Source organism: Clostridium sp. Marseille-P3244 (assembly GCF_900120155.1).
Classification (GTDB): domain Bacteria; phylum Bacillota; class Clostridia; order Lachnospirales; family Lachnospiraceae; genus Mediterraneibacter.
The window spans coordinates 18,673-34,599 of sequence record NZ_LT635549.1 but is presented as its reverse complement, the minus strand read 5'-3'; the positions used below and the strand labels follow the sequence as shown (position 1 = coordinate 34,599).

Below are 15,927 nucleotides of genomic sequence, written 5' to 3'. Positions count from 1 at the left end.
CATGGCAGAGAAAAATACAGCACTTGGATCAGATGGATATGAATTTGAAAGCAGAGTACGCTACAGCGAGATCGATCACAGAGGCACCATGACACTGCCGGCGCTGATCAATTATTTTCAGGATTGCAGTACATTTCATTCAGAGGCAGCAGGAGTTGGAATGGAAAGACTGAAAAAAGAGAAAAAAGCATGGGTGCTGTCCTACTGGCAGATCATTGTAAAACGGTATCCCCGGCTGTGCGAAAATATTACCACGGGAACATTCCCAACTGGGTTCAAAGGTCTGTACGGAAACAGAAATTTCTATATGAAGGACGGGGAAGGTAAACAGATTGCCTGTGCCAATTCTATCTGGGTTTTTATGGATCTGGAAAAGGCCCGCCCGGCCCGCCCGGCGGAAGAAGATATTGCCCCCTACGACCTGCACGCTCCCCTGGACATGCCCTATGAAGGACGCAAGATCCTTCTGCCGGAAGAATACATGGAAAAGGAACCTTTTCCTGTACGCAGATACCATATTGATACGAATGAACATGTAAACAATTGCCAGTATGTGCAGATGGCACTGGAAATGCTTCCGGCGGAAATTCGTGTCGGACAGGTCAGAGTGGATTATAAAAAGTCAGCTGTATACGGAGACATGATTTATCCAAGGCTGGCGGAGGAGCCCGACCGGATTGTGACGGAGCTGTGTGATGGAAGGGGAAATCTGTACGCAGTTGTAGAGATAAAGAAGAACAGCTGAGATCTGCCGCGGAGCAAAAGGCAGGTTATGGCAGGCTGCGCAGAAGTTCCTCCAGTACGTCTTCCACAGAATCGGTGACATGTGCGGCGTACCCGGCGATCCCGGGGGCCGCGTCCGACATGGCATAGCTTTCGCCGGCCAGCTGCAGCATTTCTACATCATTATACTGGTCACCGAAGGCCATGCATTCTTTTGGACTGACGCCGAAAAGATCCATGAACCGTTTCAGAGCAGTTCCTTTATTATATCCCGGGACGATAAAATCGATCCATACATTTCCGGAAGTTACCACATTGATTTCTGAGGAGAACATTTCCTGGAGATGCCGCAGATATCCGTTCAGGTCGTTGGTTGTCATATTGGCAACCGAAATTTTAATGACGGGAAAAGGCACCTTTGTGATATCATCTATGATCACGGTAGAGTTTTTCATTACATTTACAATATGGTCCACCAGGAGCGAATTATTATTTTCCATAAAGCAGGCGTCTTCACGGGATACCACTACTTCAAAGCCGGGTTCTTTTTTAATTTCAAGAATGATCCGGCGGGCCAGATCATCCGGAAGAATCCCCCGGGAGATCACTTTCCCCTGATGTACGCAGAGAGATCCATTTTCCGCAATATAGGAAATCCTGTCTCTGATCGGATGGAATACCTGGCGTTCATTGGCGTACTGTCGTCCGCTTGCGGCAACAAAGCGGATCCCTTTGTCTGTCAGACGACGGATCAGATCCAGTGCCCGGGGAGTCAGTTCCTGAGAACCGTTTTTCAGAAGGGTGCCGTCCAGATCGCTTGCGATCAGTTTTATCATAAAATATTACCTCATTTCCGAGAAACATATTATATACAAATCAGAATAAACAACAACAGACAGTATATCTTAAATTTGTTCAGGTGTAAACTTGTAACAAAAAAGAAATACTTGTAACTTTTTTGTAATGGTAATATAATGTGATTATGTCAGGAAAAGGATATGGATTTTCCGGCTCAGGCATAAATATTAAGAAAACAAAGAGGAAAACAATTATGGGAAAATATTTTGGGACGGATGGATTCCGCGGAGAGGCGAATGTAGTCCTCACAGTAGAGCATGCATTTAAAGTGGGCCGCTATCTCGGCTGGTATTTCGGGCAGGATCACAAAGCCAGAGTCGTGATCGGAAAAGACACCAGAAGAAGCAGCTATATGTTTGAATATGCGCTGGCAGCAGGACTTACTGCTTCCGGAGCGGACGCGTATCTTCTTCATGTCACAACCACACCGAGCGTATCCTATGTTGTGAGAACAGAAGATTTTGACTGCGGTATCATGATCTCCGCCAGCCATAATCCGTTTTATGACAACGGAATAAAGGTCATCAACAGCGCCGGCCATAAGATGGAGGCAGAGGTTGAGGAGAAGATCGAAGCGTACATTGACGGTGAGACAGATGAACTTCCCCTTGCCACCAAAGAAAAGATCGGGCGTACAATCGATTACGCGGCGGGGAGGAACCGCTATATCGGGCATCTGATCTCTCTGGCGACTCGTTCTTTCAAAGATATGAGAATCGGACTGGACTGCGCCAATGGAAGTTCTTTCTCCATCGCGAAGAGCGTGTTCGACGCTCTCGGCGCCAAGACATATGTTATCAATAATGAGCCGGACGGAACAAATATCAATACGAACTGTGGGTCCACCCATATAGAAGTACTTCAGAATTTTGTAAAGGAAAAGAAGCTGGATGTGGGCTTTGCCTATGACGGAGACGCAGACAGATGCATCGCAGTGGATGAGAACGGAAATGTGGTGGATGGTGACCGCATCATGTATGTGTGCGGGAAATATCTGATGGAACAGGGACGTCTGGAAGGCAATACGATTGTTACCACAGTCATGTCCAATCTGGGACTGTATAAGGCGTGTGACAAGATCGGTATGAAATACGAGCAGACGGCAGTGGGAGACAAATATGTCTATGAAAATATGCTGAAGAACGGATTCGTGCTCGGTGGTGAGCAGTCCGGACACATTATTTTCAGCAAGCATGCAAGAACAGGTGACGGAATCCTTACTTCTCTGATGGTCATGGAAGTAATGCTTGAGAAGAAGCAGACGCTCGGGAAACTGGCTGATGAAGTTAAGATCTTCCCTCAGCTTCTGAAGAATGTGCGAGTGAAGGATAAAAAGACCGCGAGAGAGAATCCAGCGGTACAGGCAGCAGTTCAGAGTGTGTCTGACGCGCTGGGAAGTGACGGACGTATCCTTGTGCGGGAGAGCGGCACGGAGCCGGTGATCCGCGTTATGGTCGAGGCCGCTTCCGATGAAATATGTGAAAAATATGTGGACAGCGTAGTAGAAGTAATAGAGAAAGAAGGACTTACGGAGTAGGCAGATATTTATAGAAAACTCTGAGGATAAAAGCAAAAAGAAAGCATATGTATCTCGGAAGGGACAGATTCCTTCCGGGTATACATATGCTTTTTCTGTGTCACCGGGAAAGAATCACCGTCTGATATCCTGCCCGTTTCAGCCGGCGCTCCATCTCTGCCGCTTCATCTAAAGTGGGGTATGTGCCTACCGTAACACGGTACAATCCATCTCCCTGACTGGTGACTGCCGGGAAGTCCTGCTCCAGAAGCTCTTTCTGCAGACGGTCCGCGTACGCGCCGTTTCGAAAAGCTCCTGTCTGGACTGTGTAGCCGGGATGGGTAACTGTAATTCCGCCGGAATCGTTTCCTCCCGGACCATTATTTCCGTCTGATGTTCCGTTTTCCCCTGCGTCTCCGTTTATCTGCAGGGTATCAAGGATTCCTTCAGCGATGGCCAGGGCGATATCATTAAAATTATCGTCAAAAATCTGGTTATCTGTATCAGAATTAATAAAGCCTACTTCTACAAGAACAGCTGGCATTTTTGTCCGCCGCAGCACAACCAGTCCGGGCCTTGCCTGTACGCCTCTGTTCACAAAACCGACAGCTTCCAGCTGTTCGTTTATGTTTTCTGCCATCTCCAGTTTGATCCCTGATTTGTCATAAACAAGGGACTCCACCCCAAAACCGACATTGTCAGTGGGATAAGAGTTGCGGTGGATAGAAACAAAAAAATCTACTCCCGCATTATTGGCCTCCATTGCTTTCTGATAAGGGGATTCATACACATCTGTGGTGCGGGTATACTCTACATCAAGTCCTCGGTCCTGAAGAATTTCTCCAATGGCGAGAGTAAGGGCCAGAGTGTCATCTTTTTCCTGCCTGCCGTTGTAGACAGCTCCCGGATCACGGCCTCCGTGTCCGGCGTCCAGCATGATAGAATATGGCATAATCAAAGTTCCTTTACTGATTAATCTATAATAGAGTATGCAGGGGTAAAAAAATGGTGACTGCTTTATACGCAGCCACCCGGATATTACGGTTATTGTTGTGGAGGACCGGATTTTTCCATTAAGGAATCTAAATCCGAACCGGAAAATTCTGAACTTTTCCCATTGGAAGCAGGGGGGAAATCAATGATATCTGCGCTGCTTCCATCTCCATCAACTCTTTTTGGAGGCAGATACAGATGGACGCTTTCCACCCGGTTTTTATCCAGAGATTCTACGACGAGACGGATCTCGTCTTCTGTTATGACTTCGTCTCCGACTTCGGGCAGACGATCCAGATGTTCGATAATGAAACCGCCCAGTGAGTCATAGTCTTCAGACTCAAAGCGGGTATCCAGCCGGTCATTCACGTCGTCAAGACTTACAGATCCCTCAATGATATATTCCCGTTCCGAAACCTGCTGTACCAGCTCGTCCTCTTTTTCGTCGTATTCGTCATGAATTTCGCCTACGATCTCCTCCAGTATGTCTTCCAGAGTGATCAGCCCAGCCATTTCCCCATATTCGTCGAGGACGATGGCAATATTGAACGTAGAATCCCGCATTTCTACAAGAAGTTCCGAAATATCCTTGTATTCATAGGTAAAATGCGGTTTGCGCATGATGTCTCTGATGTGGAAAGATTCGGTCTTGTCGTAGAGAAGAAGATCTTTCATATTTATGATGCCGACAATATTGTCCTGTGTGCCTTCATACACGGGAAGACGAGTGAATTTATCTTCACGGAAGATCTCAATAAGCTCTTCGTAGGTATTGTTAATATCAGCAAACGTAACATGGACTCTGGGAACCATGATATCTTTCGCGTCCGCGTCGCTGAGATCAAACACATTGTAGATCATTTCTTTTTCATCGGATTCAATAATACCGTCTTCGTGGCTTACATCCACGATGGTCCTCAGTTCGTCCTCGGTCATGACCTTTGCGGAAGCATTCGGATCCACCCTGAGAATAAACATGATCCCCCTAGCGAACAGGTTGATGATGAAGATCACGGGAGTCATAAGGGTCATAAAAATCCGGATAATGGAAATATATCTCAGCGCTACTTTTTCCGCTTTCAATGTGGCATAGTTTTTGGGGGTGATCTCGCCGAACACAAGGATAGCGACGGTCAGGACAGCAGTAGTGATACTGACCATGTAGCCTCCGAATGTATAGGCAAGTGATGTGGCAAGAGCAGAAGCGGAAAGATTGACGATGTTGTTCCCGATCAGGATCGCGCTGAGCATCTTGGAGGTGTGATTTTCTGTCACGTCCAGTACCATGGCGGCCCGTTTGTTCCCGGAATCCGCGAGAGAACGGAGCCGGATCTTATTTACCGACATCAGCGCTGTCTCATTAGATGAAAAAAATGCTGAGAGCATAAGAAGAATTACAAGTATGATTAATTGAAAACTGTCACTGGAATCCACAGTCCGAATTCACTCCTTTAAGAAATTAAAGTAATTAAGGCCGGCGTGCGGCTTAAAAAAATATAGAGATACACAGACAGTATACACTGTTTAGATGGATTTTGCAAGATTTCTGTCTGTTGCCTTTACTTTGGCGTTCCGGTGCTCTATAATGTCTAAGGAGTAACGATAAGGAATAGAATGGAGTAATTTATGGAGCTATATACAAGACTGTGCGAAGTGGCAGGGGCGGAAAACGTGCTTGCCAATGAACCTATGAACAGGCATACGACTTTCCGCATCGGAGGACCGGCCGATCTGTTTGTAATGCCGGCTTCAACTGAAGAAATCCGGGAGATCATCGGGCTGTGCCGGACAGAATCCGTTCCTTATTATGTGATCGGAAACGGAAGTAATCTTCTTGTGGGCGACAAGGGATACCGGGGAGTGATCATCCAGATTTATAAAAGGATGAACCAGATACAGGTGGAGAATGAAAAGATCTGTGCTCAGGCAGGCGCACTGTTGTCCAGGACGGCTTCTGCCGCCTGCGAGGCATCTCTGACAGGTATGGAATTTGCTTCGGGAATTCCGGGGACCGTAGGCGGGGCGCTGAGGATGAACGCCGGCGCTTACGGCGGGGAGATGAAACAGATCGTAGAGAGCGCAAAAGTTCTGACAACAGAGGGAGAGATTTTAAATCTTTCTCTGGAAGAACTCGGACTGGGGTACCGCACCAGTGTCATTTCCAAAAATGATTATGTAGCTCTTGGCGCGGTTCTGTCACTGCGGCAGGGCAACAGGGATGAGATCCGCAGCCGCATGGAAGAATTGAAAGAAAAAAGGGTGGAAAAGCAGCCCCTGGAATACGGCAGCGCCGGAAGCACATTTAAACGTCCGGAAGGATATTTCGCAGGAAAGCTGATCCAGGACGCGGGTCTGTGCGGCTACCGGGTGGGAGACGCTCAGGTCTCAGAGAAGCACTGCGGGTTTGTGATCAACAGAGGGAATGCCACGGCCGCAGATGTCCTCAGACTGATGCAGGATGTTGCAGAACGGGTACAGGAAAAATTTGGCGTGCGGCTTGAGCCGGAAGTAAAGAAGATAGGAGAATTTTAGGCAATGCGTTTTGTGATCGTGACAGGAATGTCAGGAGCCGGAAAGACAACAGCTCTCAAGATGCTGGAGGATATGGGGTATTTTTGTGTGGATAATCTGCCCATCCCTCTTTTGCCCCGTTTCGTGGAAATGTTCAGTGAACCCGAGGAAGACGTGAAAAAAGTGGCACTTGGGCTTGATGTCCGCGGAGGCCAGGATTTTTCCGGCCTGAAGGATGTTCTGGACGAGATGGACAACAAATCGGTGAAATATGAGATCCTGTTTCTGGACGCGCACGATGATGTCCTTGTGAAACGGTATAAAGAGACAAGGCGCCAGCATCCTTTAAGCGGATCCGGAAGAGTTGATACGGGCATCGCGAAGGAGCGGGAGAAGATCATGTTCCTGAAGATGCGCGCCACTTATATCCTTGATACGAGCAAAATGCTGACAAGGGAGCTTAAACTGGAACTGGAAAAAATATTTATAAAAGGGCAGAGCTTCTGCAATCTGTATATCACAGTGATGTCTTTTGGATTTAAATACGGGATCCCTCAGGACTCAGATCTCGTCTTTGATGTCAGATTTCTGCCGAATCCGTATTATATTGATGAACTGCGGGATAAGACAGGAAATGACCCGGAAGTACAGGACTATGTTATGGAAAATGAAAAGACAAGGACATTTCTGGATAAACTGAAGGATATGGTGGAATTTCTTATCCCCAACTATATTCTCGAAGGGAAAAATCAGCTCGTAATCTCTATCGGATGTACCGGAGGGAAACACAGATCAGTAACCATTGCCAACGCGCTGTATCAGATGCTGGAGGAGCAGGAGAGCTATGGAGTACGCATCGAACACAGAGATATCGAACTGGACGCTGTTACAAAAAGGAAGTGATCAGGATGTCTTTTTCTGGAAAGGTGAAAGAGGAACTGGCCGGAAATATTAGTGCGGCCAGACACTGCAGGATAGCGGAAACGGCCGCTTTTCTTGGATTGTGCGGCACTATTGTGGTCAACAGTTTTGACCGGCTGAGTATAAAAATCCATTCGGAAAATCTGCTTGTTGCAAGAAAAGTCTTTACATTGATAGAAAAAACATTTAATATTAAAACTGATATTTCTGTAAGAAGAAATATCGCAAAAGAAAGTGTATCCTACACGGTGGTGGTGAAAAATCATGAGGATGCACTGAGGATTCTTCAGGCTGCGAAGATGATCACTGAACACAGCGGGAACAGGAAAGAAATCTGTGCGTTCAGTCCTCTGATAATCCAGCAGACATGCTGCAGAAGAGCTTTTCTCAGAGGAGCTTTTCAGGCGGCAGGCTCTATGAGCGATCCGAATAAATCCTATCATTTTGAGATCGTCTGTTCATCCCGTGAGGCAGCGCGGCAGATACAGCAGGTGATCCGCGGGTTTGAGCTGGATGCCAAGATCGTGCCGCGCAAGAAGTCATTTGTCGTATATCTGAAAGAGGGATCCCAGATCGTTGATGTCCTGAATGTAATGGAGGCGCATGTGGCGCTGATGGAACTTGAAAATGTCAGGATCCTGAAGGAAATGCGTAATTCCGTGAACAGGAAGGTGAACTGCGAGACTGCCAATATCAATAAGACGGTATCTGCGGCGGTGAAACAGATCGAGGATATTACATACCTCAGAGACACGGTCGGTTTTGAACATGTACCGGAGAATCTGGTGGAGGCCGCTATTGCCCGGTTGGAAAATCCGGACGCGACTCTGAAGGAACTGGGAGAATCAATGTCTCCTCCTGTCGGTAAGTCCGGGATCAATCACAGGCTGCGCAGACTGAGTGAGATGGCAGACAAGGTAAGGCAAGAACAAGGAGGATTATTATGATCAAAACATCTGTTGTAGTAAAGACAGAAGAAGGATTAGACGGTACACCGATCGCACTTTTGGTACAGAAAGCAAGCCAGTACGCGAGCAAGGTGTATATCCAGACCGGCGGAAAAAAGATTAATGCCAAGAGTATTATGGGTATGATGAGTCTTAGCCTGGCCGGAGGAGAACAGATCACAGTTGTGACTGATGGAGAAGATGAGAAAAAAGCGGCAGAAGATATCCGGTCATTTTTTGCGGCCGCTAAATAATAGAGTGTTTTGCCCGGGCAAGGCAGAATTCAGATAAAGAGATGGAAAAGGGCTGTGCATTTATAGTACAGCCCTTTACTGTCAGAATATATCAGTCAGAGACGGGAGATGTATTAAACTATGAAAAAGATGCTTTTTATCTATAATCCCAATGCCGGAACAGGGACCCTGAAGCCAAAGATTTCCGATGTTCTGGATATTTTTGTGAAAGGCGGATATGAAGTCACGGTTTATCCGACACAGAAGTATCACGATGCTGTCGAAAAAGCGAGGACCTGTTCCAGAGAATATGATCTGATCGTCTGCAGCGGGGGGGACGGTACACTGGATGAAGTTGTCACGGGACTGCAGCTCCGAGGTGAGGATACACCTCTGGGATATATACCGGCCGGAACGACTAATGATTTTGCCGCAAGTCTTGGTATTCCGAAAGAGATCGTGGAAGCCGCGTCGGTCGCTGTTAACGGAGTCCCCTTCCCGTGTGATGTGGGAATGTTCAATGAAGACTATTTTATTTATATCGCGGCGTTTGGTCTGTTTACGGATGTATCTTACGAGACAAAGCAGAGTATGAAGAATATCCTGGGACATATGGCGTATCTTTTGGAAGGAGCGAAACGGATCTTTAATATTCCTTCATATAGAATGAAAGTCTGCCATGACGGCGAAATAATAGAGGATGAGTTTATTTTTGGGATGGTGACAAATTCCAGATCTGTCGGCGGGTTTAAAGGGATCATAGGGCCGGAGATCGTGTTTGATGACGGGGTATTTGAAGTTACGTTGATCAAAACTCCCAGAAATCCGATTGAGCTGAATGAACTGCTTGGAGCGATCGTAATGCGGCAGATCAACCCGGAACGGATGTACTCTTTTAAATCCGGGGAGGTAAAGTTTGAATGTGAGGAAGAAATTCCATGGACACGGGATGGTGAGTTTGGCGGCGCCCACAGAGAAGTCCTGATCAGAGATAAGAAACAGGCCCTTCAGATCATGGTAAGGCAGGAAGTGGCTGCCAGCCTGTCTGTGGCCGGGGACAGATCCTAAGATGAAAAAGTAAAAAGAATCCCGGCAAGCCTTGAGATACAAGAGCTTCCGGGATTTTTCAGTGACTCCGAGGGGAATCGAACCCCTGATTCCAGCGTGAGAGGCTAGCGTCTTGACCGCTTGACCACGGAGCCATATTATATCTGTAAGGAGCCTCACAGCGAATATTACTATATCACATACGTTCTTAACATGCAAGCATTTTTTTGTTTTTTCCTTTTTTTCATCATTTCCTGTCTCAGTGCCTGATTTGAGATTGTCTTTTTCCCCTGGATAAGCTATAATAAAAAAAGATTGGATCATCCGCCGGACATCCTATGCCATCCGGCGGACACATCAGAATTGGAGGGAAATAATATGTTAGTATCAGCAACAGAAATGCTTCAGAAAGCAAAAGCAGGACACTATGCAGTGGGACAGTTTAATATCAACAACCTTGAGTGGACAAAGGCGATTCTTCAGACGGCTCAGGAGTGTAATTCTCCGGTCATCCTCGGAGTATCTGAAGGCGCCGGGAAATATATGACAGGATACAAGACAGTAGTGGGTATGGTAAACGGGATGCTCGAAGAGATGAACATCACTGTTCCGGTAGCGCTTCACCTGGATCACGGCAGCTACGACGGATGCCTGAAGTGTGTGGAGGCGGGATTCTCCTCCATCATGTTTGACGGATCCCATTATCCGATCGATGAGAATGTGGAAAAGACAAAAGAACTTGTCAAGATCGCTCATGATCATAACATGTCTCTTGAGGCAGAGGTGGGTTCCATCGGCGGAGAGGAAGACGGTGTTATCGGAAGAGGCGAGTGCGCGGATCCCGAGGAATGCAAGAGAATCGCTGATCTGGGAATCGATTTCCTGGCAGCAGGTATCGGTAATATCCACGGTGTATATCCGGACAACTGGGAAGGCTTAAGCTTCGAGACTCTGGACGCGATCCAGCAGAAAACAGGCGATATGCCTCTTGTACTTCACGGAGGCACCGGAATTCCGGACGACATGATCAAGAAAGCGATCGATCTTGGCGTGGCTAAGATCAATGTGAACACAGAGTGCCAGATCGTATTCGCAGAGGCGACCCGCGAGTACATTGAGGCCGGAAAGGACAGACAGGGCAAGGGATTTGATCCCCGTAAACTTCTGAAACCGGGTACGGAAGCTATTATGGCAAAAGTGAAAGAGAAAATGGAATTATTCGGTTCTGTGGGAAAAGCCTGAAATATTTTCAGGAGGCCTGAATAAAATTTATTAAAAAAACTCTTGCCTTTTTTAAAAAGGTGAGGTATACTGACTGGCATAGAAATGAACGAGGGCGTTCCATCACAGGTGGAGTGCCCTTTTTTCATATCTATACACCTGGGTGAACCATACAGTAAAAAGGCAGGAAGGAAGGGTATGTTATGAGCACAGAAAAGATAAACGTAGCAGACATTTTCGGAGAAAATGTATTTAACGATACTGTAATGCAGGAGCGTCTTCCGAAGAAGGTATATAAAAATCTGAAGCAGACGATCGAAGAGGGAAGGGAACTTGATCTGGAGACAGCCGACGTTATCGCGCATGAGATGAAAGAATGGGCAATTGAAAAAGGCGCGACTCACTACACCCACTGGTTCCTCCCGCTGACAGGTGTTACTGCAGAAAAGCATGATTCTTTTATATCTGCTCCCCAGCCAAGCGGCAAGGTGCTGATGAGTTTTTCGGGGAAAGAACTGATCAAGGGAGAACCGGATGCGTCTTCCTTCCCGTCAGGCGGATTAAGAGCCACATTTGAGGCGAGAGGGTATACGATGTGGGACTGCACATCACCGGCATTTGTCAGACAGGACGCGGCGGGGGCTACGCTCTGTATCCCGACGGCATTCTGTTCCTATACGGGAGAAGCGCTTGACCAGAAGACACCGCTGCTGCGTTCCATGGAAGCGGTTAATACACAGGCAATCCGGCTGCTGAGACTGTTCGGGAATACGACTTCGAAAAAGGTAACCCCTTCAGTAGGGGCGGAACAGGAGTATTTTCTGGTGGACGCCGAGAAGTTCCTGCAGAGAAAGGATCTGATCTACACAGGCCGTACACTGTTTGGAGCCATGCCGCCGAAAGGGCAGGAGATGGATGACCACTATTTCGGGACCATCCGTCAGCGGATTGCTTCCTTTATGAAAGATGTAAATGAGGAGTTGTGGAAGGTGGGAGTCACAGCCAAGACTCAGCACAATGAGGTGGCGCCGGCTCAGCACGAACTTGCTCCGATCTATGCCGAGGCAAATATTGCGGTGGACCACAACCAGATCATTATGCAGACGTTGAAGAGAGTGGCATGCCAGCATGGAATGAAATGTCTGCTTCACGAGAAACCGTTTAAAGGAGTGAACGGATCAGGAAAGCACAATAACTGGTCATTGACTACGGACGACGGGATCAACATGCTGGATCCGGGAAAGACACCTCATGAGAACATCCAGTTCCTGCTAGTGCTTACCTGTATTCTAAAAGCAGTGAACCGTCATGCAGATATTCTGAGGGAAGCCGCGGCAGATCCTGGAAATGATCACAGACTGGGAGCCAACGAGGCTCCACCGGCTATTATTTCTGTATTCCTTGGCGAGCAGCTGGAAGATGTGATCGAGCAGTTGATCAGCACAGGGGAGGCTACTCACAGTCTGAAGGGCGGAAAGCTGGAGACAAGTGTACGTACCCTGCCTGAATTTACGAGAGACGCGACTGACAGAAACCGTACCTCTCCGTTTGCCTTTACAGGAAATAAGTTTGAGTTCCGTATGCTGGGATCAAGAGATTCAGTCGCGTCGGTAAATACTGTACTTAATACGATCATGGCGGAGGCCTTTTCCGAGGCATGCGAAGTTCTGGAAAAAGCAGATGATTTCCAGAAAGCAGTACATGATCTTATTAAAGAATATGCCACTGAGAATCAGAGAATTATTTTCAATGGCGACGGATATTCACAGGAATGGGTAGACGAGGCCGAGAGACGAGGCCTGCCCAATATCCGTTCTATGGTAGACGCGATCCCGGCGATCGTATCGGACAAAGCGGTAGCCCTTTTTGAAAAATTCGGAGTGTTTACAAGAGCAGAGCTGGAGTCCCGCGCGGAGATCAGCTATGAAAACTACTCCAAGGCGATCAACATTGAGGCGCGTACGATGATCGATATGGCCAGAAAGCAGATCCTGCCGGCCATCATCAAATATACAAAGACACTGGCAGACACAGTCAACGCAGTGAAAGAGGCAGGAGCGGATGCCAGTGTACAGTCGGAGACTCTTTCTGAGATTACCGTACTTTTAAAGGAAGCAAGATCCGCACTGATGGAATTAGAGAAGGTGACAGAAGAAGTGTCGGAACTGCCCGATGGGCCGGACAAAGCTCAGAGATATTATCACGAAGTTCATCCGGCTATGGACGCGCTCCGGGATCCGGTTGACCAGCTGGAGATGGTAGTCGACAAAGAGGCATGGCCGATGCCGTCTTACGGGGATCTGATCTTTGAAGTGTAGAAACAGGTGACAATAACAAAGGCTGATGTTATAGAGTCATGTAAAGACAGGCGGAAAGAAATTTCGCCTGTCTTTTTTAAACTTCCTGATATGACGAATATTCAATATGGTGAAGTTGGAAAGTTGAAAATGATATAAATGCAATATTAAGATTATATTTTGCAATATATAACATTGCAAATATGGCGTAAGAGCTCGGCGCGGTATGATGAAATATTATCCAGACGACCGTATTGACGAATTCTGTTTTATAGAATAAAGTAAAAGACGTAGGCCGGAAGGCGGCAGATCGTTAACACTGCGCCGTGGCCTTTTTCGTATGGGATAAGGAGGAGTTTTCATATGCAGTCGTCAACAGATTTAAGAAGCCTGTTAAACAGGATCGACCATCGCGGCTATCCCGCCTATAAAGATACAAAAGGAATGTATCAGTTTCCAGGCTACGTGCTGTCTATCGATCATGTACAGGGAGATCCGTTCGCGGCGCCGTCCAAGGTCAGTGTACGGGTAAGCGGAAAGACAGCGGGATTTCCTCAGGAATTGTATAAGGAAGATCATCAGCGTATCGCGCTCCAGGACGAGCTGACAAGACAGTTTGGAAGAAAAGCAGAACAGTTTGCCTTCAAGGCAAAAGGCTCGGGAAAGAGCGGTCTCATCTCAGTGAGCCGCTGCGGACAGGAAGTGCTGGAAAGGACGGCCTGCACTCTCGATGGGCGGACCGGAGATGTCATCCTGCGGATGGAGATCGGCTTTCCCGCCAATGGGCGGACCATCAACGCCCGGGAACTGGAGAAGATCCTGTTTGAATTTGTCCCGGAGTGTGTGAAAGGATCCCTTTTCTATAAAAATATGGATGCGAAACGTCTCCGTTCGATCATTGATCTGGCGGAAGACCAGCATTATATCAGAGAAAAGCTTCCCGAAATGGGACTGTGTGCCTTTGTGGCGGATGGAAGCATTCTGCCCAGAGAGTCCGGCATTTCTCCCAGACCCATGCGGGGCGGCGTAAAGTTTCAATCTCCAAAAGAGCTTACAGTGGAGATGGACCTTCCCCATAGAGGAAAGATCACAGGAATGGGGATACGAAAAGGAATCACGCTTATCGTAGGCGGAGGGTATCATGGAAAATCTACGCTGCTGAAAGCGCTGGAACTGGGGGTTTACGATCATATCGCGGGGGATGGCCGGGAATATGTGATCACAGATAACACGGCCATGAAAATACGGGCCGAAGATGGACGCAGCATTCAGAAGACGGATATCTCTATGTTTATTAATGATCTGCCTAATGGGAAGGATACCGTAGGGTTTTGTACGGAAGATGCCAGCGGAAGCACCTCCCAGGCGGCCAACGTGATCGAGAGTATCGAGGCAGGGACATCCCTGCTTTTGATCGATGAGGATACCAGTGCCACTAACTTCATGATCCGGGATGAATTGATGCAGAGGGTCATCCACAGAAATATGGAACCCATTACTCCTTTTATCGAACGCATTCGGGAGCTGTATGAAGAGTATGGCATTTCCACGGTGATTGTGGCCGGGAGCTCCGGAGCTTATTTCCACATCGCGGACAGCATTATCCAGATGGACCGCTATGTTCCCAAAGACATCACGGCGTACGCCAAGAAGGAGGCAGACAGTTTCCCAATGATCAGCGTGCCGGAGGAACCGGCGGTGCAGCCGGACTTTAAAAGATGCCCCAGGCCGGGCGCGGCATTTAAAGGGAATGACCGGATCAAGATGAAGACTATGGGCAGGGAAGCTGTGATGATCAATAAAGAGACTATCGACCTGCGCTATGTGGAACAGATCACCGACAGTGAGCAGGTGACGGCGCTGGGATACTGTATGAGGTACGCTCAGCGGCATATTCTGGATGGAAGAAAGGATCTGCGGCAGGTCGTGGATGAACTGGAAAGAGTGATGCAGAAAGGATCTCTGGCCGCTCTCTGTGAGAATGCGTCCGGCGTATCCTGCATGGCAATGCCCAGAAGACAGGAGATCTTTGCCTGCTTTAACCGTTACCGGGGACTGAAGATCTGAAAAAGACATCCATAACAACAACGTATAAAAGGAGACAAAAATATGCTGAAATTAGTGGAAGGAAGACCGGAAGATGTCTCGGGGAGACTGGAAAAAGAGATTCGGGTATACGATCTTCTGGATTCGCTGAACGTGGCCTATCAGAGGATCGATCACGAGGCTGCCATGACCATGGATGCCTGTGAGGAGATTGACAGGACTTTGGGGGAGGGTGTGGAGATCTGCAAGAATCTTTTTCTCTGCAACCGCCAGGAAACAGATTTTTACCTTCTTCTCCTTCCGGGGGACAAGCCATTTAAGACAAAAGATCTTTCAGCACAGATTGGATCTTCCCGGCTGTCTTTCGCTAAGCCGGAATATATGGAAAAATATCTGGACATTACACCGGGATCAGTGAGCGTGATGGGTCTGATGAATGACAGGGAGAAAAAGGTACAGCTTCTGATCGATAAGGATGTACTGGAAGGCGAGTTTTTTGCATGTCATCCCTGCATCAACACATCCAGCCTCAGATTCCGGACGAAAGATCTGATGGAGAAGGTCATACCGGCCATGGAACATGAGCCGAAGATGGTGGAACTGTAGAATATAGA

The 15,927-nt window shown here is 47.7% G+C and carries 14 protein-coding genes and 1 tRNA gene; 11 read left to right on the top strand and 4 right to left on the bottom strand.

Features of this window, described 5'->3' with window-relative positions:
- Position 1 precedes the first annotated feature (1 nt).
- A complete protein-coding gene (locus tag BQ7367_RS01930; protein ID WP_143142938.1) occupies positions 2–745 on the top strand; it encodes an acyl-[acyl-carrier-protein] thioesterase in 744 nt (247 codons plus the stop codon).
- Positions 746–770: 25 nt separating this feature from the next.
- On the opposite strand, the gene BQ7367_RS01925 is transcribed toward BQ7367_RS01930, so the two are convergent.
- Positions 771–1,559, bottom strand: coding sequence for an HAD family hydrolase (locus tag BQ7367_RS01925; RefSeq protein ID WP_072523955.1), 789 nt, complete (start codon positions 1,557–1,559; stop codon positions 771–773).
- A gap of 215 nt (positions 1,560–1,774) precedes the next feature.
- Here BQ7367_RS01925 and glmM point away from each other — a divergent pair, with 215 nt between their 5' ends.
- Positions 1,775–3,118, top strand: a complete 1,344-nt coding sequence (glmM, locus tag BQ7367_RS01920) for a phosphoglucosamine mutase (protein WP_072523954.1) — start codon at positions 1,775–1,777, stop codon at positions 3,116–3,118.
- A 100-nt stretch (positions 3,119–3,218) separates the two neighbouring features.
- On the opposite strand, the gene BQ7367_RS01915 is transcribed toward glmM, so the two are convergent.
- Both BQ7367_RS01915 and BQ7367_RS01910 read right to left on the bottom strand, forming a co-directional pair.
- Positions 3,219–4,049 (bottom strand): N-acetylmuramoyl-L-alanine amidase, encoded by an 831-nt coding sequence (locus BQ7367_RS01915; RefSeq protein ID WP_072523953.1) that lies wholly within the window; start codon positions 4,047–4,049, stop codon positions 3,219–3,221.
- A 92-nt stretch (positions 4,050–4,141) separates the two neighbouring features.
- Positions 4,142–5,524, bottom strand: a complete 1,383-nt coding sequence (locus BQ7367_RS01910) for an HlyC/CorC family transporter (protein WP_072523952.1) — start codon at positions 5,522–5,524, stop codon at positions 4,142–4,144.
- 192 nt (positions 5,525–5,716) lie between these two features.
- Between BQ7367_RS01910 and murB the strand changes: the two genes are divergently transcribed.
- The 5 genes from murB to BQ7367_RS01885 all read left to right on the top strand — a co-directional run bounded on the left by murB (position 5,717) and on the right by BQ7367_RS01885 (position 9,770).
- A complete protein-coding gene (gene murB, locus BQ7367_RS01905; RefSeq protein WP_072523951.1) occupies positions 5,717–6,622 on the top strand; it encodes a UDP-N-acetylmuramate dehydrogenase in 906 nt (301 codons plus the stop codon).
- A 3-nt stretch (positions 6,623–6,625) separates the two neighbouring features.
- Positions 6,626–7,504: an RNase adapter RapZ gene (gene rapZ, locus BQ7367_RS01900; RefSeq protein WP_072523950.1), complete on the top strand. Its 879-nt coding sequence runs from the start codon at positions 6,626–6,628 to the stop codon at positions 7,502–7,504.
- A gap of 5 nt (positions 7,505–7,509) precedes the next feature.
- Positions 7,510–8,469 carry a DNA-binding protein WhiA gene (gene whiA / locus BQ7367_RS01895; protein WP_072523949.1) on the top strand — a complete coding sequence of 320 codons (960 nt, stop codon included), beginning with the start codon at positions 7,510–7,512 and terminating at the stop codon, positions 8,467–8,469.
- The gene (locus tag BQ7367_RS01890) at positions 8,466–8,723 is read left to right on the top strand and encodes an HPr family phosphocarrier protein (RefSeq protein ID WP_072523948.1); all 258 of its coding nucleotides are present in this window, start codon (positions 8,466–8,468) and stop codon (positions 8,721–8,723) included. Before whiA ends, BQ7367_RS01890 begins: the two co-directional genes overlap by 4 nt.
- Before the next feature lie 120 nt (positions 8,724–8,843).
- Positions 8,844–9,770, top strand: coding sequence for a diacylglycerol/lipid kinase family protein (locus tag BQ7367_RS01885; protein WP_072523947.1), 927 nt, complete (start codon positions 8,844–8,846; stop codon positions 9,768–9,770).
- Positions 9,771–9,832: 62 nt separating this feature from the next.
- Here BQ7367_RS01885 and BQ7367_RS01880 read toward each other — a convergent pair.
- Positions 9,833–9,904 (bottom strand) — tRNA-Glu (locus BQ7367_RS01880).
- Positions 9,905–10,127: 223 nt separating this feature from the next.
- Here BQ7367_RS01880 and fba point away from each other — a divergent pair.
- From fba to BQ7367_RS01860, 4 genes are all read left to right on the top strand, one after another.
- Positions 10,128–10,991, top strand: coding sequence for a class II fructose-1,6-bisphosphate aldolase (gene fba, locus BQ7367_RS01875; RefSeq protein WP_072523946.1), 864 nt, complete (start codon positions 10,128–10,130; stop codon positions 10,989–10,991).
- Between the two features lie 182 nt (positions 10,992–11,173).
- Complete coding sequence (locus BQ7367_RS01870) at positions 11,174–13,288, top strand: glutamine synthetase III family protein (protein ID WP_072523945.1); 2,115 nt, start codon at positions 11,174–11,176, stop codon at positions 13,286–13,288.
- Between the two features lie 342 nt (positions 13,289–13,630).
- Positions 13,631–15,334 carry an ABC-ATPase domain-containing protein gene (locus tag BQ7367_RS01865; protein ID WP_072523944.1) on the top strand — a complete coding sequence of 568 codons (1,704 nt, stop codon included), beginning with the start codon at positions 13,631–13,633 and terminating at the stop codon, positions 15,332–15,334.
- A gap of 42 nt (positions 15,335–15,376) precedes the next feature.
- Positions 15,377–15,919 (top strand): prolyl-tRNA synthetase associated domain-containing protein, encoded by a 543-nt coding sequence (locus BQ7367_RS01860; protein ID WP_442855330.1) that lies wholly within the window; start codon positions 15,377–15,379, stop codon positions 15,917–15,919.
- Positions 15,920–15,927: the final 8 nt, after the last annotated feature.

Excerpts from the sequence above, each read along its gene's own strand:
- BQ7367_RS01930 (WP_143142938.1), top strand. The coding sequence starts at position 2 with ATGGCAGAGAAAAATACAGCACTTGGATCAGATGGATATGAATTTGAA.
- BQ7367_RS01925 (WP_072523955.1), bottom strand. The coding sequence starts at position 1,559 with ATGATAAAACTGATCGCAAGCGATCTGGACGGCACCCTTCTGAAAAAC.
- glmM (WP_072523954.1), top strand. The coding sequence starts at position 1,775 with ATGGGAAAATATTTTGGGACGGATGGATTCCGCGGAGAGGCGAATGTA.
- BQ7367_RS01915 (WP_072523953.1), bottom strand. The coding sequence starts at position 4,049 with ATGCCATATTCTATCATGCTGGACGCCGGACACGGAGGCCGTGATCCG.
- murB (WP_072523951.1), top strand. The coding sequence starts at position 5,717 with ATGGAGCTATATACAAGACTGTGCGAAGTGGCAGGGGCGGAAAACGTG.
- rapZ (WP_072523950.1), top strand. The coding sequence starts at position 6,626 with ATGCGTTTTGTGATCGTGACAGGAATGTCAGGAGCCGGAAAGACAACA.
- whiA (WP_072523949.1), top strand. The coding sequence starts at position 7,510 with ATGTCTTTTTCTGGAAAGGTGAAAGAGGAACTGGCCGGAAATATTAGT.
- BQ7367_RS01890 (WP_072523948.1), top strand. The coding sequence starts at position 8,466 with ATGATCAAAACATCTGTTGTAGTAAAGACAGAAGAAGGATTAGACGGT.
- BQ7367_RS01885 (WP_072523947.1), top strand. The coding sequence starts at position 8,844 with ATGAAAAAGATGCTTTTTATCTATAATCCCAATGCCGGAACAGGGACC.
- fba (WP_072523946.1), top strand. The coding sequence starts at position 10,128 with ATGTTAGTATCAGCAACAGAAATGCTTCAGAAAGCAAAAGCAGGACAC.
- BQ7367_RS01870 (WP_072523945.1), top strand. The coding sequence starts at position 11,174 with ATGAGCACAGAAAAGATAAACGTAGCAGACATTTTCGGAGAAAATGTA.
- BQ7367_RS01865 (WP_072523944.1), top strand. The coding sequence starts at position 13,631 with ATGCAGTCGTCAACAGATTTAAGAAGCCTGTTAAACAGGATCGACCAT.
- BQ7367_RS01860 (WP_442855330.1), top strand. The coding sequence starts at position 15,377 with ATGCTGAAATTAGTGGAAGGAAGACCGGAAGATGTCTCGGGGAGACTG.